The organism is Allocoleopsis sp. (genome assembly GCF_036703385.1).
Lineage (GTDB): Bacteria > Cyanobacteriota > Cyanobacteriia > Cyanobacteriales > Coleofasciculaceae > Allocoleopsis.
In genome coordinates, this window is sequence record NZ_DATNPA010000788.1 from 1 (window position 1) to 14,656 (window position 14,656).

Genomic DNA, 14,656 nt, shown 5'->3' on the forward strand with positions numbered 1-14,656 from the left:
GGATCTATGGACGCCGCGCTGGTTCTACCTCCCCTGCGTGGAACTATGGCGTTGATTTCGTTGGGCGACAGCGCCTAGTTCCAGAAGCCACCCCAGAATTTGCGGCCTCAGATGCCTATGTGAATGAACTGGTGGCTCCCACAGAGGAACCCGTTCTCCGTCCCGATTTAACCCGAGAAGACGTTCAAGATGGCCTACAGCGAACGGTTCAATCCACTGTTCGCCTCCTCCAACGTGGCTTGTGTGCTACCCATTTATTTGTCCTGGGTGAAGACAATCAAGAGTCAACCCTTGTGCCTCAAAGCGCCAGCGCTAAAAATTTCGCATCGTTTCAAGGGTTCCGAGTGGCGGTTGTGTGGGGTCTGCTGGGATTATTGCTAACCGTACAAGCAGATTGGCTGATGGCTCAAAGACTGCGAATGCCAACGAAGCCTCCTGTGGCTTCAGCCACTAGGGAGCCATCCACTGCCGTCTCTCTCCCCCAAATATCATTGCAAAAAAGCGAAAAGCAGAGGACAAAGGGCTTCAATGCTTCAGGGTTTACCAGAGATGGAAAGACGAGCGTCATCATTCATGAAGCAGATAACTCCTTGACGCAGGAGAAAACCAAGGCAGCCCAAGCTGCCAATTTAGCAGCAGCGCGTAGCGCCTCAGCGAATCCCTCCTTCAACAACCGACTGTTAGATGACAAGCTGGCTCTTTACCAACAGCGACTGCTCCAAAGCGGGCCTCCGGATATCCTGATTATCGGCAGTTCTAGAGCGTTACGAGGAGTTGATCCGATCGCTCTTCAAGATGCCTTAGCCGCTCAGGGTCATCCGAATCTAGAGGTATTTAACTTTGCGATCAACGGAGCCACTGCTCAGATCGTAGACTTAATCATCCGCCGCCTCTTAACGCCAGAGCAACTTCCCCAATTGATTATTTGGGCAGATGGTGCACGGGCGTTTAATAGTGGTCGGGAGGATGCTACCTATAGAGCGATCGCCACCTCTGAAGGCTACCAGCATCTCCAAGCAGGAACCTTTCCCACGGTCACTGGAGGCGATCGTGATAGCGTAGCGCGGCGTCAGAGCGCTGCTCGTCGCGCTGGAAACACAGCACAACCCAACAATCCTGAAGAACAAAACTCAGCTCAACCCTTAGCTGCTTTTGGTTTGAGTTATCAATCCATCAGTGAGTGGTTAAATCAGTCTCTCGGTCATATCTCCTCCACTTATCCCCAGCGAGATAAACTGAAATCCCTATTATGTGAACAAATTGTCGGTCTTCTCAAACACACGAAGGTTTCCCCAACTGAAACCGACCAAAAGCTCCAAAAATTATCACCTTTGGAGGAGTCAATTGACTTTGATGGATTCCTCCCTCTATCCGTTCGCTTTAATCCAGCTACTTATTACAAGAACCATCCCAGAGTGGCCGGGGATTATGACGGTGATTATCAATCCTTTCAACTTTATGGAGAACAAGATACAGCTCTAGCCTCGCTTCTACAATTTGCACGAGCTAATAATATTGGGATTGTTTTTGTTAACCTTCCCCTCACCAGAGATTACTTAGATCCAGCCCGTACTGAATACGAAGCGAAGTTTCAGCAGTATATGTACTCTTGGGCTAGGGAAAAGGGACTGATATTCCGAGACTTAAGTCGGTTAAAGTTGCTCACCAAACCAGATTTCTTTTCCGACCCTAGTCACCTGAATCGCTATGGTGCTTACAAAGTATCCAACTATCTGGCTCAAGACCCCATGATTCCCTGGCCTACTAAGGAATCTAGGAAATAGGGACTGGGTTGAAGGTGAAGGTTAGAAGGTTAGAAGGTTGAAGGCTAGAAGGTTAGAATTTTTAACTTTCAACTTGCCAACTTTCAACTTGCCAACTTTTAACTTGTCAACTTGTCAACTTGCCAACTTTCAACTCTTTTTCCCAATTCCAACAAAAATGACATTTATCTCGATTCTGTACGGCCTTTTCCTGCTGGGGTTCCTGGGAATTTACTGGTTTTTAGGAAGAACGTCAGCCGCTGAACTTAAGAGTGTCGCTACCGCTAGCTTCTCTAAAGCAGTGGTCTTAGAACGCTCAAAAAAGCTATCTCGGCAACTCTGGGCGTTACTCATCGTTAGTCTAATTTTTTATGCCTCCCTGCAAATCCAATACATCCCTTTACTTCTAGTAATTACCTACATCAACTTTTCTCTGGGAAAGGCTCTTGGCACCAATACGACACCAGGGTCACATGCCACGAATCAGCGTCTTTCTAATGCCGCTTGGCAACGGGCGCAAAAGGCTTGGAATCACCGACGATTCAAGCTTCTGTGGCTGGGTATTTTCTTAAATGTGCTCGGTTTACTCAGTTTCAAGTACCTTCCTTTCTTTTTGACCAACTTGGCAACACTTCTAGGCTTATCGGTTGTTCAAGAGAGTGCTAGCTGGCTGGACACTCACTTAATAGCTCCCCTAGGTCTTTCGTTCTTTACCTTTGAGTGCATTGCCTATCTAATTGATGTGTATCGGGGCGCACCAGCAACCGATAAGCTTCTACAGTTTTCCGCCTATAAATTGTTTTTTCCCAAGCTGATTTCTGGTCCGATCACTCGCTATCATCAGTTTGCTGCGGGGCTGAAGACCTTAAATTTTCCGAGTGCTTCTGTGTTAACAGAAGGATTGTGGCTGATTGCCTGTGGCGCTTTTAAAAAGGCACTTTTGGCAGACCAATTGGGTATTCTTGTCAATTTGTGCTTTGGCAACTTGCAGCGAGCAGGGAGTGGTGATTTATGGCTGGCTGTCGTTGCCTATGGTCTACAACTGTATCTTGACTTCAGTGGCTATGTAGATATTGCCCGTGGTAGTGCGATTCTGATGGGCTTTAATCTTCCAGAAAACTTTGATTTTCCCTACTTCAGCACCAGTATTGCCGATTTCTGGCGGCGCTGGCACATTACATTGGGGGATTGGATACGCAATTATCTTTATTTTCCTTTGGGGGGGTCGCGTAAAGGTCTGGCTCGAACCTGCTTCAATCTGCTGATTGTGATGCTGATTACGGGTATCTGGCATGGAGCCGCTTGGGGTTTTATTGTCTGGGGTGGATTGCATGGTCTTGCCTTGGTGGCTCACCGCTGGACTCAAGCGATCGCTGATAGTTCTGAGGGGGCAAAACGTTGGTGGGAAAGTGGCTTAGGTGTAGTAGTGGCCTGGTTATTGACCCAGTCAATGGTATTCACGTCCTGGATTTTTTTCCGCTTACCCAATCTCAAAGATGCAGGCTTAGTCTTACAGAACCTTTGGGGTCACTCAGCTGATATCCAATTTGCCCAAAAGGTTTACATTGAGGCGCTGGGTTTAGAGCGCTTTCAGATTGCTTTACTTTTAGCAACATTATTTGCGTCAATGGGTCTGGTTTTTGTTATCCAACGAGGGTTGAAGTTACAACTCAACTGGCCTTTGAAACTAGTCTTAGTGCCCCTATGTCTGTTTACCGTTTGGGTGTTGGCTCCTAACACTGGCCTACAGCCTTATATTTACTTCGACTTTTAGCGCTTTAGAGGCGATTTTGGGCGCTATTGGGTTTACAATTACCCTTCGGGCTGCTCGCCCTCAGCTGGCATTAGTACTGATGCTTATTCTGGGCTGTCTCTACAGGTAGTGTGTAGGAGACGTGTGCTACCGCTACTCCTAGTGTTTAGTCCGCTAATGACCGTTAGATCCATCAGTTTCCTAACGAAATAGACACCTATTTTAAAATAACTTAATATAGTATTTTAAATATATATGAACAAATATAAAAAACAGTAGAAATTCTCCATTCATCTCAATAAGATGTATCGACATATAAGGCAAAAATTGTTTGCCTTACTTAATAAAAAACTTCACTAGTAATCATTCAAACCATGACAACCACCTTACAGCGTCGCGAGAGCGGCAATCTGTGGGATCGCTTTTGCGATTGGGTCACCAACACCAACAACCGTATCTATGTGGGTTGGTTCGGTGTCCTGATGATTCCTACCCTGTTAACGGCGACCACCTGCTTCATCATTGCCTTCATCGCTGCTCCCCCTGTGGACATCGATGGTATCCGTGAGCCTGTTGCGGGTTCTCTGCTGTTTGGCAACAACATCATCTCTGGCGCTGTTGTTCCTTCTTCTAATGCCATTGGCTTGCACTTTTACCCCATTTGGGAAGCAGCTTCTCTGGATGAGTGGCTCTACAACGGTGGTCCTTACCAGCTGGTTGTATTCCACTTCCTGATCGGCATCTTCTGCTGGATGGGTCGTCAGTGGGAACTGAGCTACCGCTTAGGTATGCGTCCTTGGATCTGCGTAGCTTACAGCGCTCCTGTAGCTGCTGCTACGTCCGTCTTACTGATCTACCCAATTGGTCAAGGTAGCTTCTCCGATGGTATGCCTCTGGGTATCAGCGGAACCTTCAACTTCATGTTTGTGTTCCAAGCTGAACACAACATCCTGATGCACCCCTTCCATATGCTCGGTGTGGCTGGCGTGTTCGGCGGTTCTCTGTTCAGCGCGATGCACGGTAGCTTGGTGACCTCCAGCTTAGTGCGCGAGACTACCGAGAATGAGTCTCAGAACTATGGCTACAAGTTTGGTCAAGAAGAAGAGACCTACAACATCGTTGCAGCTCACGGCTACTTCGGTCGTCTCATCTTCCAATATGCCAGCTTTAACAACAGCCGCTCTCTGCACTTCTTCTTAGGTGCTTGGCCAGTCGTTTGCATCTGGTTCACCGCCTTGGGCATCAGCACAATGGCCTTCAACCTGAACGGGTTCAACTTCAACCAATCCATTCTGGATTCCCAAGGACGTGTCGTTAACACATGGGCGGATGTACTCAACCGCGCTAACTTGGGCTTTGAAGTAATGCACGAGCGTAATGCTCACAACTTCCCTCTGGACTTAGCTTCTGGTGAGACTACTCCCGTTGCTCTCCAAGCTCCAGTTATTAATGGCTAAGAACTAGATTCTAGCTAAATCAAAAGCGCTCTCTTTTCAGGGGGCGCTTTTTTGTTGTTGTGCAAAAGAAGCCATATCACTTTCTATATGCATCTGTTCGGTGTTTGCAGCGAAACAGTACGACGATAAATTCTTTGTTATCGATATACCTAATAGATGGTACCGCGTCCTGCTGCGCGATCGCACCGCTTGTTTCACATTTTATGCATTTTGTCAATATATAGAAGCTATAGCCAGCTAGCATCAGAGAACAGGCCCTAACCCCCCAATCTCCCCAACTTCTTTAACTAGCAGTTGTAGGATGAAAGAAATTTCAGTGCTTTGACAAGTCCCATGACGCTAATGCAGGTTTGGGGTGCTTTACTCATTTTCATAGTCTGCCCTCTGCTGGGTGGTCTTCCCCTGATTGCCTGGATTACTTATGCATTGACGGGGCGTCAACTCGCACGCATTGGTACAGGCAATGTCTCCGTTTCAGCCGCTTTCTACCACGAGGGACGCTGGGTAGGTATCCTAGCCGTGTTATCCGAGGCGGCAAAGGGCATTGCTGCCGTTTTACTGGCGCGTTATTTCTTTTGGAATCAGCCTACGCAAGCGGCGTGGGAGCTGATTGCTCTGATTATGCTGGTCATGGGTCGTTACTGGATGGGCAAAGGCGCAGGGACGACTAATGTAGTTTGGGGCGTTGTGGCTCATGACTGGAGAGCGGCACTACTCGTCTTTGTGATTGGGGGAATTAGCTTTACGATTTTTCGTAATCGCACCACTGGACGCATTGGCGTCTTAATCTTATTTCCCTTCATCTTGGCTTTGTTAGAGCCTCAGGATCTGGCGCGAGTCGTTGCAGCAATGGCGTTAAGTGGATTAGTCGTTTGGATTTATCAAAAAATTCCTGATGATTTAGACTTACCCCCAGGGGAAAGCAAGGCAGAATCTGAACCTATGTTTCGTTTTTTTCAAGGCAATCGCGCCATCATTTCCCTCGACCAAGAACTAGAAGACCAAAAAGTCGGGCAAAAAGCTGCAACCCTATCCCAGCTAAAACGTTGGGGTTACTCAGTCCCTCCGGGTTGGGTACTCCCCCCCGGTGATGACCCAGAACCTCTGATTAAATACCTTCCCGTTTCCGACTCCGAACCCTTGGTCGTGCGTTCTTCAGCCATTGGAGAAGACTCAGAACTTTCCTCCGCCGCAGGACAATATCAAAGCATTTTGAACGTTAGCAGTAGACCCGCCTTACAAGAGGCCATCACTCAAGTCTTGGCGTCCTACCATGACCCAATGGCTATCCAGTATCGGCGCGATTTCGCTAAAATCAATGGCTCCAAGTTACGGGAACTGCCAGACCAATCAATGGCAGTACTCATTCAACAACAAATCCAGGGAGCTTTTTCCGGCGTTGCCTTCAGTCGCGACCCCATCTCCCAACAAGGTGATGCCGTAATTATTGAGGGGTTGCCAGGAAATGCCACACGCACTGTCTCCGGTCGAGTCACCCCAGAGCAGTATCGAGTCTATCTCTCACAAGACGCATCCTGTGAAACAGCCAAACCTTCGGCTCAAATTGAAGGCAGTGGTGATCTACCCCTGAGCTTAATTGAGCAAGTGGCGATTGTCGCGCGGGAGTTGGAGGCTCGTTATCACGGCATACCCCAAGATATTGAGTGGAGTTATGACGGTCAGGAATTGTGGATACTACAATCGCGACCGATTACCACCCTGCAACCGATCTGGACACGCAAAATTGCCGCAGAGGTGATTCCAGGACTCATTCGACCCCTGACCTGGTCAATCAATCGACCCCTGACTTGTGGCGTTTGGGGAGAAATTTTTACGGTGGTTTTAGGCGATCGAGCACAGGGACTTGATTTCAATGAAACGGCAACGCTGCATTACTCCCGCGCCTACTTCAATGCCACCTTATTAGGGCAGATTTTTCGGCGCATGGGGTTGCCGCCGGAAAGTCTGGAATTTTTGACGAGAGGGGCGAAATTCTCCAAGCCACCTTTACGTTCCACTCTGGGGAACCTGCCAGGATTACTGCGCTTGCTGAGTCGGGAATGGAGTTTAGATAAGGATTTTGAATCCGATGATCAACAGTTTTTTACTCCTACCTTGGAGCAATTACAACTTCAGCCAGCCTCTGAGTTATCTCCATCGGAACTCCTAGAACGAGTAGACCTGATTTTGCAGAGGTTGAAACGGGTGACTTACTACAGTATTCTCGTGCCCCTGAGTGCCTCCTTCAGACAGGCAGTTCTGCGGGTTAAGGATGAAGAACTAGATAATAGCCAGACACCAGAGGTGGCAAGTTTGCGATCGCTGGCTCGATTGGCAGAAGATGCCCGTCCCTTGTTGCGGCGATCGACTAATGTAGAGGATAGCGCGGCCTCCCTGTTTGCGGCCTTAGCGGAAATCCCTGATGGTCGTAGCCTTTTGGAACAGTTTGATCAGTTTCTGGAAGACTACGGCTACCTCAGCGAAGTAGGCACTGATATTGCTGTTCCCACCTGGAAAGAAGACCCCCGACCGGTTCGGCAGCTGTTTGCTCAGTTACTCTCAAATCCTCTGCCGTGTTCTCAACCGATTCAATCGCAGCGTTGGCAAGCTCAGCTAGTTCAGGCTCGTTTAAATCTCAAAGGCCGAGTCACAGAAGTCTACTCTAAACTGTTGGCTGATCTGCGCTGGTGCTTTGTAGCGCTAGAGTCAGTCTGGCTGCGATCGGGGTTGCTGGAGAGTCCTGGAGATATTTTCTTTTTGGAATTGCCAGAAATTCGCCAATGGGCTGCCAGTGATGACCCCAAACACACAGAACTTATTCGTGCAGTTTTGCAGATGAAGCGATCGCAACTCGAACAGCATCAGCAACTGACCACCGTCCCCTCCCTGTTCTACGGCAATTCACCCCCTGCTCCCCTTGCCACAAATTCCTCCCCTTCTCAACAACGACTGCAAGGTATTGGTGCCAGTTCAGGGCAAGTCGAGGGGTGGGTGAAGGTGCTGCATAATTTACAAGCCGCTTCCGATATTGACCAACAAACCATTCTTGTTGTACCTTACACAGATTCGGGTTGGGCACCTCTGTTGGCGCGAGCAGGGGGTCTGATCGCCGAAGTGGGGGGGCGACTTTCCCACGGTGCGATCGTGGCGCGTGAGTATGGCATTCCAGCGGTGATGGATATTCACAACGCCACTCAAGTGTTACGCGATGGTCAGCGGGTGCGAATTGATGGTCAACAGGGCATTGTCGAAATTCTCTAAAGACTGAAGGTTCCTGGTCACTAGTGCAGCGCACCAGAAATAAATAACCAGCTTACCAATCTGCCCTAAGCCGAATGTCACTGACTTAAGAACTCTCATAGCTCACCAACCAACCCTTGTGCAGGGGGTCTCTAGGTAGGCACTCCGTCCCCCAGTGGGGGGTTTCCCCCAAACCCCCCAATCTGGGTTTTCTAAGAAACGCTCACTTTTCCCTTAAGTTAGTGACATTCGCCCTAAGCCCATAAACACTAAACTATTTAGCCTGTTGGTCACTGTTCACTGCTCACTGCTCACTGTTTGACACTTCATCCTTTTTTTTTGGTAGAGATACTTTAAAATTTAGGGTAATTGCTTAAAACCTTTGTCATAAGGGGGTTTTAGGTATTGCCGAGGAAGGAGCAGGTAAAATTAGCTGGACTAATTTTGTAATTAGACCGCCAAGGCGATCGCTCCTGTTGTCGGCAGATAGAGTGCTAGGTTAACGCTACAGTAAACGAATCAAGCTGACAGGCTTGCCGTCAATGGCAAATGAGGAACATCTCGCTGTGCTCCGGCAAGGGGTTGAAGCTTGGAATGAATGGAAAGCCAACAACCCCGAAATCAGACCCAATCTCAGTTTTGCCAATGGCAAAAGGATTACCATTCGAGGCGCAAAACTCAGTGGTGTAGACCTGAGTCGAACCAACCTGAGCAGGGCAGATCTGAGCAAGGCCGATCTAATCGGGGCAAAACTCAATGAGGCAAACCTCAGTGAGGCTTATTTAAGTGAGGCCGATTTAATTGGTGCCGACCTCACGAGTGCTGACCTCAGTAGTGCTGACTTAATTGGGGCAAACCTGATTGGAGCGAATCTCAACAAGGCATACCTGAGTGGCGCAGATCTCACCAAAGCCAACCTCAGTGGCGCAGATCTGGTTGGGGCAAAACTAATTGGAGCCAAACTAAGTGGCGCAAACCTCAGTGGAGCTAAACTGATTGGGGCTAACCTTAGTGGAGCCTACCTCCGGGGAGCCTACCTTAAAGGTGCGAACTTGATTGATGCCAACTTGATTGGAGCCAACCTGAGTGGGGCAAACCTACACAAAGCTAAAGCGCTGCATACCAACTTCTACAAAGCTATATTCACGGGAGCTTGCTTGCAAGATTGGCATACGAACAGTTCGACAAATCTAGAAGAGGTAATTTGTGACTATGTCTATCTACAAGCTGATCAACGAGAACGTCGTCCCATTCAGGGAAATTTTGCGCCGGGAGCATTCACAAAGTTGTTTCAACAGGCATTAGAAACCGTTGAACTAATTTTTTGTAACGGTATTGATTGGCAAGCATTTCTCTCATCTTTCCAAAAAGTTCAAGATAAAACTGAAGTATCGGAGTTTTTTATTCAATCTATTGAAAATAAGACTGATGGAGGTTTAGTTATTCGATTAAGTCTTCCAAATCAAATTGATAAATCACAAATCGAGTATTACCTCAAGCAAGAATATGAGTATCAACTAAAAGCTATAGACAAGATATATCGATATCAAATCCAAGCTACCTATGAGGAGATAGCCACCTATCGTCATCAAAGTTCTGAGATGATAGAAATTGTTAAGGCAATGGCTGGTAGAATGATTAATGTTGAAGCGAGACAACTGATAGATCGGCGAGCGGTATCAGACGCAGCGGCAAAGATTCAGAGGTTACTTCAACAACTAGAGCAGACTTATCCCACCAATACGCCTCTGGAAAAGCAGATAGTGGTCACAGAGGTCATCAAACACATTGAGAGTAATCCCAATCTAAAAATGAGAGTTGTGGAAGCATTGAAAGGTGTAAGTATTGACGCTCTGAAAGAGTTAATCGATCATCCTTTAGTGAATGTCCTACTTGCGGCTTTAGAAGGCTATCAGGAATAAAATGAATAGGTATTACCACGGGCTACCAATCATTGTAAAAGCTGCCCAATAATAAGGATGGGAAAAATCTTGATTCTCCGCGAGTTCAGGAGGGAGAGGGATGGGTTCGTGTAACCCAGGTACATGCAGTTTACCGTTTTCCACACGCGTCTCTCCCCGCAACATGGCAATTTGGGCACGTCGCAAGGCAAGGGCTTTAATGTTTACGTCGGGTTGGCTCAGTTGGTGGTAAAATGCGCTCATCAGCGCCAAGGTGCCACCATCACTGACGTACCACAGACTGGCGAGGGCAGATTTGACTCCGGCTTGTACAGCTAGTCCGGCAAACCCTAACTCAGCGTCAATATCGCCTACTGCTGTCTTACAGGCACTTAAAACTAATAGCTCGACTTGGGGCGGCTCATACCATCCTAGCTGGTGGAGTTGATTGATTTTGAGTTGGGTGTCCCATAGTTGAATGTAAGATTTACTGGCGTCTCCCGGTTTGAAGTCGGCGTGGGTTGCTAGGTGGATGATTTTATACTGCTGACGTTGGGATTTGAGATTATTCAGGGTGAAGCCTTCGTTGAGGAAGGATTTTCCTCGCCATACCTGTTCGGTAATTGCGTTCAATTCAACTGGTACGGCAGGTAAGGGTTTCAGAGGAGGTGAAAATTTTGAAGCTCCCATCGCCAGGACTTGGACATCTTTGACGGGATTGTAGCGGGTATTGGTGAGGCTGACGCTGGGGATAGAGCCGATGCTGTATTTTTCCACAAGAAATTGCTTGCCGTCGTGCAGTGCTGCCATTGGAACGGTACGCAATCCCGCATCCATGCAAAAGATCAGAGTGTCGATGTTGAGTTTTTCCAAGTCGGATTTGAGGGGGGCAATCATCCACTGATAGAGTTGTTGGGCAGGGGCGAGGTAAGCTGTGGGGCGATCGCGATCGGATATAGTTTGGCGGAACTCGGCTAAGGTTTTCTTGAGGGCAGTGGCATTAGCTTGTGGGACGATTTTGTAAATAGGGATGCCTTCGGGAGGGACTAATATCAGTTCCAAGGAGTCGGGGAGCGATCGCGCATAGATAACGACAGGACTTGTTTGAGTTTGACTATGAATCGTCTTGAGGGTATCTCGAATAGTTTCAACCGTAACGACTTCATTGGTAAGATTTTCTCGAAAGTACTTCTCGTATTCCTTCTCAAAGAGCTTATCAATCTGACCAACACCTAGGGGACTGTTAACATTAAGCGATAAATTTGTTTGGTCATAAAGGTGCCATGTAAAATTGTAAGTTCCGGTTCTAGGGTCTTGCTCAATCAGGGTTTCAGTGTTGAGACGATCTCCAATCCAAAAGGCTAAATCCTTTAAGGGGTTTCCGCTTCGCTCTGGAAGGTGTATCGCCTCGGGCAGGATGGGATTGGAATCTGTTGGGAGTGGGGCTATAGGAGGAATGGATATGATTTGTATGCGATCGCTATCCTGTTTGTGAGTGTAGGGATAGGATTGAGTTGGCGAAATGGTCTGTTCCGTTGCTGTATTCCCTCTGGTAATCGCTCCTTGGGTTCCGTTTGTTTCGGCATTCCCCACAATAAAGGGGGTTACGCCTCCACCCCCATGACGGATAGTGATGGTGCCACCGTCTGCTCCTCCAGAGGTGGAAATACTAGCATTTACGCCATTTCGGTCATTGAAAGAGCCAGTGGATCGGAAGAATTTGTTAGCTGTAATATCAACATTTCCTCCCCTGCCATTACCGAGGTTTTGAGCATCAATTTGGTTAACGGTAATATTGCCACGAGCATCAAGCTTAATATTGCCAGCATCACCCAATGACGAGGAATTGAGAATGCCAGTAGTAATGTCTCTGCTGCTGCTAGAGAGTGCCATCCCGCCTGGTGAGGAAATGTTTCCTGTTTGGATGTTATTAACTGTCTTGATGTTTATCTCTGCTGGATTAATAGTAGTAATATTGCCCGCGACGCTCAAATTATTGAGAGGTGTCAAGCTACCCACAAAACCATTGAATTGAACAATACCACTGCCAGGGTTGAGGTCTAGGTTGTAAGTGCCATCAACCGTATTTTTAAAGATAATGTTGCCGGTACCGGAAATGTTGACGAAGGCATTCCCCGCTAGATTCACCGGACGGTTGAAGGTAACGCTGTTTTCGTTCGTTCTTATATCTCCACTGAGTGTAATAGTGCTGTTATTACCAGCGCTGAGGGTAATTGAACCTCCTTTACTTTGCAAAGAAAAGGCATCCATCGCAGCAACACTAATGTTGCCAGTAGCAGCATTGAGGGTAATATTGCCGCCATTGCCAAGGGCAGAAGTCATAATTAGCGGACTGGTGCTGGTGATATTCCCCCCAGTACTGGTGATGCTGAGACTCCCGCTATTTTGGTTGAAGCCACTATTGAGGAGACCGATTTGTCCTACTCTAATGTCACCAGGGGCTTGGATGGTGATATTGCCGCCATTGTTACCCCCCAAAGCATTCAAAATACCAGCAGTGGTAGTGATCGCACCCCCTTGGCTGATTAAGGAGATTGGCCCAGCATTCAGCGTGCCACTAGAGTCGATATTCGCTGTAGTAATATTGCCAGTGGCATTAAGAGCGATCGCTCCTCCATTGCCAATTGCAGAGCTAGCGTTAAGTGTCCCTTCACTGGTATTGATGCTAGCTCCATCGAAGGTAATATCCCCCCCCCTGGAGTTGATCGGCTTTTGGGTAATAATGCTAACACTGTTGTTGCTAGTTCCTGTGAAGCTAATATTCCCGCCTCCCGAATCGATCTCTAGGGCATCATTGGCAATAAGGATGCCTTGTAAGCCAGCATCTGTCACAATAAACTTGATTTCTCCCGTATTCGAGATGATTTGGTTATGAATCCCTATGCCCGCGCCGTTGGTACTACTTCCGGTGAAGGTGATTTTTCCAACTCCTGAGTTGATCGGCGCAATGAAGGTAACAATGCCTTCTGATTGTGTGCCATTACCCTGCCCAGTACTAGTCCCAGTTAAAGTGATATCCCCTCCATTTGAGGTGATACCGCCTTCAATATCTATGCCCCGAATAAAATCACCAGTCCCCGTGGCAGTCCCAGTGAGGGTGATATTCCCGCCTTCTGAGTCGAGCAGACTGAATGCTGTGATACCGTTATTGGTATTACCATTGCCCTTAATGGTAATATTCCCACCCAATGTCGAGATGGGCGCATTCTGATTGATTAAAACTCTTCCTGCACCGCTATTATCACTATCAGCATTTAAGCTGACAGCACCTCCATTAGTAGTAATGCTCTGATTCACGAAAATGTCGTTGTTAGCTTCGGCTGTAATGCCAACTCCTCGTTGAGCAATATTAATAGGCGCATTAAAGGTAATGTCATTGGTAGCTTGCAGGATGACGTTGCCAGTTGCATTATTGAGAACGTTGGCATCTAATCGGGTGCCGTCAGGGAGGTCAGGAGCGTTAAAATTATTGACATCATTTAATGTTGCATTACCACCTGCGGCTACGATTTCGATGTTAGTTGGGTCTAATAGCAAACTCCCAAATTGACCCTGAACAGCCGATAAGTTAGCTACGCCAGCATAATCAAGGAACCCCTTACTCGACACTTCGGCAAAGCCACCATTACCACTTGGCAACCCACCCTGCGCCGTAACTGTCCCATAGAAGCGAGTTGCCTCATCCGCCCAGACAAATACCCGTCCCCCGTTACCCTGATTTAGGGCATCCGCATTAATCACTGAATCACTGCTGACAAAGGTGCGTAAAGCATTGGGAATTGTACCCTTACCCTGATAATCTCCACCAATTCGCACCATACCGCCGCCGTTGCTGCCAGAAGCGTTGATGTTGGCACCAAACAGTCCGACTTTAGCGCCCAACACATTCACCTCACCCCCAATGTGAGATGAGGGCGCAACGCCTTGCGCCTCTACAAGGGAAACATCGAGATTACCGGAAGTAATGGCAGTTCCTGCTTCAGTTGGTATCGTTATCCCAGAACTCTTTAGCTGCACCTGTTGTGTTGAGGAAACACTCAACCCCGTTTCCACCTTCCCATCTGTGCCAGTCAGCAGCGTCGGCAAATCCTGCGGCGTTATCGCTAACTGCTGCCCAAAATTATCCCTTGGCGGCGCAATCTCCAAACTCAACAAATGTCCCGCTTGACTAATCCTCACCAAATTTTGACCAGGCACAGCTGTAAGGGTAATCATTCCTCCCGGTGCCGTCAGTTTCCCGGTATTGACAACACTACCACCGAGTAACGTTAAACTCTGCCCTTCTCCCACTGCTAGATTGCCTGCATTGACAATACTTCCCGGTCGTGCATTATCAAAAGCAAACGTAGTCGGAGTGCCGATTAAACTCTGGTAGTTATTAGTACCAACAGCATTGAACCACCTTGTAAAGGGGGGAGAACCAAAACCAATCCCCGTCGCCGTCGTCGCCGTAAACGAAGCCGGAACATTCAGACTTGCTCCTGCGCCAAATACAATCCCGGCAGGGTTCATTAAATATAA

Annotated in this window: 5 protein-coding genes and 1 pseudogene; 5 read left to right on the plus strand and 1 reads right to left on the minus strand. The window is 47.9% G+C overall.

Annotated features, from left to right (window positions below):
- The 5 genes and pseudogenes from V6C93_RS36715 to V6C93_RS36735 form a co-directional block, all read left to right on the plus strand.
- A pseudogene (locus V6C93_RS36715) lies at positions 1-1,784 on the plus strand (DUF1574 domain-containing protein); the annotation flags it as partial.
- A 157-nt stretch (positions 1,785-1,941) separates the two neighbouring features.
- Positions 1,942-3,537: an MBOAT family protein gene (locus tag V6C93_RS36720; protein ID WP_333481637.1), complete on the plus strand. Its 1,596-nt coding sequence runs from the start codon at positions 1,942-1,944 to the stop codon at positions 3,535-3,537.
- A gap of 353 nt (positions 3,538-3,890) precedes the next feature.
- Positions 3,891-4,973, plus strand: coding sequence for a photosystem II q(b) protein (gene psbA / locus V6C93_RS36725; RefSeq protein WP_333481638.1), 1,083 nt, complete (start codon positions 3,891-3,893; stop codon positions 4,971-4,973).
- 333 nt (positions 4,974-5,306) lie between these two features.
- Complete coding sequence (locus tag V6C93_RS36730; RefSeq protein WP_333481639.1) at positions 5,307-8,234, plus strand: glycerol-3-phosphate acyltransferase; 2,928 nt, start codon at positions 5,307-5,309, stop codon at positions 8,232-8,234.
- A gap of 521 nt (positions 8,235-8,755) precedes the next feature.
- Complete coding sequence (locus V6C93_RS36735) at positions 8,756-10,135, plus strand: pentapeptide repeat-containing protein (RefSeq protein ID WP_333481640.1); 1,380 nt, start codon at positions 8,756-8,758, stop codon at positions 10,133-10,135.
- A gap of 12 nt (positions 10,136-10,147) precedes the next feature.
- Here V6C93_RS36735 and V6C93_RS36740 read toward each other — a convergent pair.
- Positions 10,148-14,656, minus strand: a 4,509-nt coding sequence (locus V6C93_RS36740; protein ID WP_333481641.1) for a CHAT domain-containing protein, incomplete at its 5' end; no start/stop codon positions are given.

Bases quoted from the DNA above. Each gene is read 5' to 3' on its own strand.
- V6C93_RS36735 (WP_333481640.1), top strand. From the start codon at position 8,756: ATGGCAAATGAGGAACATCTCGCTGTGCTCCGGCAAGGGGTTGAAGCT.
- V6C93_RS36720 (WP_333481637.1), top strand. From the start codon at position 1,942: ATGACATTTATCTCGATTCTGTACGGCCTTTTCCTGCTGGGGTTCCTG.
- V6C93_RS36730 (WP_333481639.1), top strand. From the start codon at position 5,307: ATGACGCTAATGCAGGTTTGGGGTGCTTTACTCATTTTCATAGTCTGC.
- psbA (WP_333481638.1), top strand. From the start codon at position 3,891: ATGACAACCACCTTACAGCGTCGCGAGAGCGGCAATCTGTGGGATCGC.